A 6,121-nucleotide genomic window follows, 5' to 3' on the forward strand; every position below is an offset into this window, starting at 1 on the left:
GCCGATTGTGTCATGGCTCACACGGGCGATGCCTCACTACGTTCGCGGTCGACACGGGTCGCGCACCGAGGGGGAGACCGGGCATGACGGCGATCGCGCAGGAACCGGCCACGACGGCGACGACCGAGCACGTCGACGTGCTCGTCGTGGGGGCGGGCATCTCGGGCATCGGGGCGGCCCACCACCTCAAGGACCGCTTCCCGGGGAGGAGCTTCGCGATCCTCGACGCCCTCGACGACCGGGGCGGCACCTGGTGGACCCACCGCTACCCCGGCGTCCGGTCGGACAGCGACCTGTTCACCTTCGGCTACCGGTTCAAGCCGTGGCGCGGCGCGTCGATCGCCACCTCGGCGGAGATCCTCTCCTACCTCGACGAGGTCATCGCCGAGGACGGCCTGGCGGACCGCATCCGCTACCGGCACCGCGTCACCTCGGCGAGCTGGTCGTCGGCCGAGCGGCGGTGGACCGTGCAGGTCTCCCGCGAGGACACCGGGGAGGAGCTCACCCTCACCACCGACTTCCTGTGGATGTGCCAGGGCTACTACGACCACGGGCGCCCCTACCGGCCCGAGTGGCCCGGCATGGACCGGTTCCGCGGGGTGGTGGTGCACCCGCAGCAGTGGCCCGCGGACCTCGACCACGCCGGCAAGCGCGTCGTCGTCATCGGCTCGGGGGCCACCGCGGCGACGATCGTGCCGGCCATGGCCGAGACCGCCGCGCACGTGACGATGCTGCAGCGGTCCCCGACGTTCTTCTTCGCCCGACCCCGCACGCACGAGCTGGCCGAGACGCTGCGGGCGCTCGACGTGCCCGACGACTGGACCCACGAGATCCTGCGCCGGGCCTACATCGCCGAGGGCGACGAGATCACCCGCATGTCCTTCGAGCAGCCGGGTGAGCTGCGCGAGATGCTCATCGAGGCGATGCGTCCGCTCCTGCCCGAGGGCTTCGACATCGACAAGCACTTCAGCCCGACCTACCGGCCCTGGCAGCAGCGCCTCGCCCTGCTGCCCGACGGAGACCTGTTCACCGCCATCCGGGAGGGCGCGGCGTCGGTCGTCACCGACACCATCGACACCTTCACCGAGACCGGGATCCGCACCTCCTCGGGGGAGGAGCTCGAGGCCGACGTCGTCGTCACCGCGACCGGCTTCGACCTCTGCCTGTTCGGGGGTGTCGCCTTCACCGTGGACGGCGAGCCGGTCGACTTCACGCAACGGGTCACCTGGCGCGGCACCATGATCAGCGGCGTGCCCAACATGGCCTACGTCTTCGGGTACTTCCGCGCCAGCTGGACCCTGCGCGCCGACCTGGTCAGCGAGCTCGTCTGCCGGCTCCTGGCGCACATGCAGGACCGCGGCGCATCCGTCGTCGTCCCCACGCTCCGTCCCGAGGACGCAGACATGCCGTTGCGGCCGTGGGCCGACCCGGAGAACTTCAACTCCGGCTACGTCATGCGCTCCGTGGACCGCATGTTCAAGCAGGGGGACCGCGAGCCGTGGACCCACCTGCTGGAGTACGCCGAGGAGCGGACGGCGCTCCCGGCCGTCGACCTCGACGACAAGTCCCTCGTCTACCGCTGACCGCCCGACCCCGACAGATCAGGAGCGCACGTGCCCGTCGACCCGAACATCGCCGCGATGCTGACCATGATGGAGCAGGCCGGCCTGCCGCCGATGTACGAAGGCACCCCGGAGGCCGGCCGGCAGCTGTACCTCGCGCTGACCCACGGAGCCCGCACCCCCGAGCAGCTGGTGCCGGTGGGCTCCACCGAGGACCGCACCGTGCCCGGCGCCGAGGGCGAGCTGAAGGCCCGCGTCTACCGGCCCGAGGGCGAGGGGCCCTTCCCGACCGTCGTCTTCCTCCACGGCGGCGGCTGGGTGATCGGCGACCTCGACACCCACGACAACATGGCCCGCAACGTCTGCCGGGGCAGCGGCGCCGTCGTGGTCGCCGTCGACTACCGGCTGGCCCCGGAGCACCCCTTCCCGGCCGCGGCGGACGATGCCGTGGCGGCCGCGCGCTGGATCGCCGCCCACCTCGACGAGTTCGGCGGCGACCAGCGGCTCGGCGTCGCCGGGGACAGCGCCGGCGGCAACCTGTCCGCGGTGGTCGCCCAGGCCCTGCACGCCGACGGCACGCCGCTGGCCGCCCAGTTCCTCATCTACCCGGCGGTCGACGCCGAGGGCGAGTACCCGTCCCGCATCGAGAACGCCAAGGGGTACTTCCTCGAGAAGGACACCATGGACTGGTTCTACGGGCACTACGCCGAGGGCTGGGACGACGCCATGGACCCGCGCCTGTCGCCGCTGCACCACGGCGACCTCTCGGGGCTGCCGCCCGCGGTCGTGGTCACTGCCGAGTACGACCCGCTGCGCGACGAGGGCGAGGCCTACGGCGAGGCGCTGCGCGCCGCGGGCGTGACCGCCGACGTCCGGCGCTACGACGGGATGATCCACGGCTTCTTCGACATGGGCACGATCTCGCCGGCCGCCCAGCAGGCGATCGACGAGTCGTGCGCCCGCTTCCGGGAGCTGCTGCACCGCTGAGCCACCCGACCGGTCGCGGGTCCCGTGTCCCCGGACCCGCCCCGGTCGTCAGCTCTCGGGGAACAGCGCCCGCAGCGGGAGGCGCTCCGGCCGCCGGAAGGGTTGCCAGCCCCCGCGCGGCTGGGCCAGCCGGTCCGCGACGACCCACAGCACGGCCGGGTCCACCCCCATGCCGAGGTGGGCGGCGTGCACGGCGACGTTCTCGCTCGTCGGCCCCTCCCGCTGCAGGCAGGTGCGCCAGTCGACGACGCCGTCCCACCGGGAGTACACCGAGGTGCTCGGCACCGGCAGCGGCGGGGCCGGGCGTACGTCGTGCACCGCCCGCAGCCGCCGGAACTCGCGGTACGTGCCGGCGCGCGAGGCGGCGCCGCGGGGCCGGGCGGGCGCGGCGGCGAAGGGGGAGCCGAGCGAGACCACCTGCCGCACCAGCCGGGGGGAGCGCTCGGCCAGCCGGCGGGCGAAGATGCCGCCGAGGCTCTGCCCGACGATGCTCACCGGCCCCCCGTGCTCGCCGGCCAGCCGCCGCACCAGGTCCCGGACGCCGTCCACCACCTCGGGCCGCGGGCCGTGGTTGCGGCCGAGGTCCCACCCGACCACCGGGTAGCCGAGGCGGCGCAGCCAGCCGCGCAGCGTCCGGGTGGAGACGTCGGAGGCCAGCCACCCGGGCAGGACGACGACGGGGTGCGGCTCGCCGCGCGGCGCCAGCCGCAGCAGGGGGCTGCCGGCGGCGAGCGCACCGGCGCTGACCAGCGCGCGGGCCGGCTCGGTCAGGGCCAGCAGGTCGTCGGTGCGGGCGGCGCGGGGGCGCCTGGGCGGGGTGCTCACCGGCCCTGCATGCCCGCGCGGGGGTGCGGTCAGTCGCCCGGCGGCAGCACGCGCGGGACGAACACCTCGTCGATCGGGCGGGGGCCGACGTACTGGCGGCAGGTGCAGGGCACCCAGCTGTGCCCCGACCAGCGCCCGCGCTTGTCGTACGTGTCGCGGCGCAGCTCGGCGTAGCAGGTGTTGGTCTCCGTGTCGTGCTGGCTGAGCGTGTGCCCGCAGCCGCACAGCGGCGTCACCGGCGGGGGCGGCGCGCTGCCCCGGCTCCGGCCCAGGCGCCCGGCGACGAAGCCGGCGCCGAGCAGCCCGGCGCCCACCAGCAGGCTGATCGGATCCATTGCGTGCACCTCCCGCGCGAGCCTCCGACGGTAGCGCGCCGACGCCGTCCCCGGAGGCGCGCACCGGGCTCCCGGCGACCGAGGTGGGAGCGGTCACCCTGCGCCGCGGGAGAGCGCCCGACCCGGAGCCGTATTCGCCCGATCGAGGGGATTGAGCGGCAGTGATCCGGGGCACGTGTGACCCGTGGACACGTACGCCGTGGGATTCGCCCGACCCGACCGCTGGTCGGCCGGGCAGCGGACCGAGCAGAGCTACCCGTGGCACGCCGTGGAGGCGCACCGCCCGCCGGCCGAGCTGGACGGTGAGGTCGAGCTGGCCGTGTGCGGTGCCATCGTCCAGATCTGGGGCACCCAGAAGTGGGAGCGGGTCGGCATCGGCCGCACCGGCTGCCCGGAGTGCGCGCGCACCACCGCCGTCGACAAGCGGCTGACCACCGCCCGCTGACCGCTCAGCCCTTCTCCGGCCTGCGGCCGCTGATCGCCGACAGCCCGGTCACCGCGCGCCCCACGATCAGCGCCTGCACCGAGTCGGTGCCCTCGAAGGTGAAGATCGCCTCCATGTCGGCGTGGTGCCGGGCGACGTGGTGGTCCAGCAGGATGCCGTCCCCGCCGAGGATGTCGCGCGCGTCGGCGACGATCGCCCGGGCCTTGGCCGCGTGGTTCATCTTCGCCAGCGAGGCCATCGCCGCGGTCATCCGGCCGGCGTCGGCGAGCTTGGACAGCCGCCAGCACATCAGCTGCATCGCGGTGATCTCGGCGAGCATCCGGGCGAGCTTGTCCTGCACCAGCTGGAACCCGGCGATCGGCTGGCCGAACTGCTCGCGGCGCAGCGCGTGGGCCAGCGCCAGCTCGTAGGACGCCGTCGCCAGCCCCAGCGCCCGCCACGCCACGGTGTAGCGCGTGCGGTCCAGCATCTGGGAGACGTCCTTGAACGAGTGGCAGTTGGCCAGCTTGTTCTCGACCGGCACCCGGACGTCGGTGAGCGTGATCTCCGCCTGCCACACCGCGCGCAGCGCCGTCTTGCCGGTCATCACCGTGGCCTCGTAGCCGGGGCTGCCCTTCTCGACCACGTAGCCGCCGACGGCGCCGTCCTCCCCGCGGGCCCAGATGATGACGTAGTCGGCGATCGAGCCGTTGCCGATCCACTTCTTCTGCCCGTTGAGCACGTAGGCGTCCCCGTCGCGGCGGGCCGAGGTCTCCAGGGCCACCGCGTCGGAGCCGTGCGCGGGCTCGGTGAGACCGAACGCGCCGATCTTCTCCAGCCGTGCCATCTCCGGCAGCCAGCGCTCCCGCTGCTCCTCGTCGCCGAGGACCGCGATCGACTGCATCGCCAGGAAGCTGTGCACCCCGTTGAAGGTGCCGATGCTGCCGTCGGCGCGGGCCAGCTCAGCGGCGACCAGGCCGGCGGCGACGTTGCTCATCCCGGGGCAGCCGTAGCCCTCGATCGTGCCGCCCACGATGCCCAGCCCGGCGAGCTTCTTCGCCATCGCCAGCGGGAAGTCGGCGCGATCCCAGTAGTCGTTGATGTGCGGCGTGACCTCTGCGTCGCAGAAGGCGCGCACCCGGTCGCGGAGCTCGATCTCGGCGGGCTCGAGGAGGTCCTCGACGGCGTAGAAGTCGGGGGTGTCGGCGGTCACGACCCCGAACGTACGGCGAACTGCGGGATGCTGCCCGTCGTGCACGTCCTCATCGCACCCGACTCGTTCAAGGGCAGCCTCGACGCCGACCGCGCCGCCGAGGCGATCGCCGACGGCGTGCGGCGGGGCCGGCCGGAGGCCGAGGTGGTGCTGCGCCCGGTCGCCGACGGCGGGGAGGGCACGGTCGCGGCGGCGCTGCGGGCCGGGTACCGGCCCCGGACCGCCCGGGTCAGCGGACCCGACGGCCGGCCGGTCGACGCGGTGTTCGCCCTCGACGGGACGACGGCGGTGCTCGAGCTCGCCTCGGCGGCCGGGCTCGGGCAGCTGGCGCGGCCGGCCCCGCTCACCGCGACCACGTACGGCGTCGGCGAGCTGGTCCGCGCGGCGCTGGACGCCGGAGCCCGGCGCATCGTGCTCGGCGCCGGCGGCAGCGCCACCACCGACGGCGGCGCCGGCCTGCTGCAGGCGCTCGGCGTCGGGCTGCTCGACGCCGAGGGCCGGGACGTCCCCCGCGGGGGCGCGGGGCTCGCCCGGCTCGACCGCATCGACATGGGGGCGCGCGACCTCCGGCTGCACGAGGTCGAGCTGGTCGTCGGCGTCGACGTCGACAACCCGCTGACCGGCCCGGAGGGGGCCGCCGCCGTCTTCGGTCCGCAGAAGGGGGCGACCCCCGAGGACGTGGCGGTGCTCGACGCCGCGCTGGCCCGCTTCGCCGCCGTCGTGCGCCGCGACCTGGGCGTGGACCTGCTGGGGTGGCCGGCGATGGGGGTGGCCG

At 74.5% G+C, this 6,121-nt stretch carries 7 protein-coding genes; 4 read left to right on the plus strand and 3 right to left on the minus strand.

Annotated features, from left to right (window positions below; genetic code table 11):
• Positions 1 to 83: 83 nt before the first annotated feature.
• Positions 84 to 1,583 (plus strand): NAD(P)/FAD-dependent oxidoreductase, encoded by a 1,500-nt coding sequence (locus tag E9549_RS09385; protein WP_236826278.1) that lies wholly within the window; start codon positions 84 to 86, stop codon positions 1,581 to 1,583.
• 30 nt (positions 1,584 to 1,613) lie between these two features.
• Entirely contained in the window at positions 1,614 to 2,549 is a 936-nt protein-coding gene (locus tag E9549_RS09390; RefSeq protein WP_236826279.1) for an alpha/beta hydrolase, read from the plus strand.
• A gap of 48 nt (positions 2,550 to 2,597) precedes the next feature.
• Here the strand turns inward: E9549_RS09390 and E9549_RS09395 are convergent, their stop codons facing one another.
• Both E9549_RS09395 and E9549_RS09400 read right to left on the minus strand, forming a co-directional pair.
• Entirely contained in the window at positions 2,598 to 3,374 is a 777-nt protein-coding gene (locus E9549_RS09395) for a triacylglycerol lipase (protein ID WP_236826280.1), read from the minus strand.
• Between the two features lie 29 nt (positions 3,375 to 3,403).
• Positions 3,404 to 3,709: a hypothetical protein gene (locus tag E9549_RS09400; RefSeq protein ID WP_236826281.1), complete on the minus strand. Its 306-nt coding sequence runs from the start codon at positions 3,707 to 3,709 to the stop codon at positions 3,404 to 3,406.
• A gap of 184 nt (positions 3,710 to 3,893) precedes the next feature.
• Between E9549_RS09400 and E9549_RS09405 the strand changes: the two genes are divergently transcribed.
• A complete protein-coding gene (locus E9549_RS09405; RefSeq protein ID WP_236826282.1) occupies positions 3,894 to 4,154 on the plus strand; it encodes a hypothetical protein in 261 nt (86 codons plus the stop codon).
• 4 nt (positions 4,155 to 4,158) lie between these two features.
• Here the strand turns inward: E9549_RS09405 and E9549_RS09410 are convergent, their stop codons facing one another.
• Positions 4,159 to 5,346, minus strand: coding sequence for an acyl-CoA dehydrogenase family protein (locus tag E9549_RS09410; RefSeq protein WP_236826283.1), 1,188 nt, complete (start codon positions 5,344 to 5,346; stop codon positions 4,159 to 4,161).
• Between the two features lie 27 nt (positions 5,347 to 5,373).
• Here E9549_RS09410 and E9549_RS09415 point away from each other — a divergent pair.
• The coding region (locus E9549_RS09415) for a glycerate kinase (RefSeq protein WP_236826284.1) at positions 5,374 to 6,121 on the plus strand (748 nt) is incomplete at its 3' end.

This window comes from Blastococcus sp. MG754426, from assembly GCF_021699055.1.
Taxonomy (GTDB): domain Bacteria; phylum Actinomycetota; class Actinomycetes; order Mycobacteriales; family Geodermatophilaceae; genus Blastococcus.